The 279-nt window shown below is 64.2% G+C and carries 1 protein-coding gene; it reads right to left on the bottom strand.

What is annotated here, in order from left to right; all coding sequences use genetic code 11:
- Window positions 1-56 precede the first annotated feature (56 nt).
- The coding region (locus tag ABZW17_RS24590) for a hypothetical protein (RefSeq protein ID WP_354818490.1) at window positions 57-279 on the bottom strand (223 nt) is incomplete at its 5' end.

Raw genomic sequence — 279 nt, 5'->3', positions numbered from 1 at the left:
CAGGTTGTCAAGGCATCTTTCCCGCCTTGACAACCTGCCGCCGGCCGTAGTCACAATCAGGCTTCGGGGTGGCGGGAGAGCCAACAAGTCGGCTCGCGTCCCCAGAGGGTCAGTTCGCGTACCCAGGCGGTCGGATCACGTACCCAGAGGGTCAGTTCGCGTACCCAGGCGGTCGGATCACGTACCCAGAGGGTCAGTTCGCGTACCCAGGCGGTCGGATCACGTACCCAGAGGGTCAGTTCGCGTACCCAGGCGGTCGGATCACGTACCCAGAGGGTC

It is taken from the genome of Amycolatopsis sp. NPDC004625 (assembly GCF_040609695.1).
GTDB lineage: Bacteria > Actinomycetota > Actinomycetes > Mycobacteriales > Pseudonocardiaceae > Amycolatopsis.
Note: the sequence above shows the minus strand (reverse complement) of the source record. Positions and strands in the feature narration are given on the sequence as shown.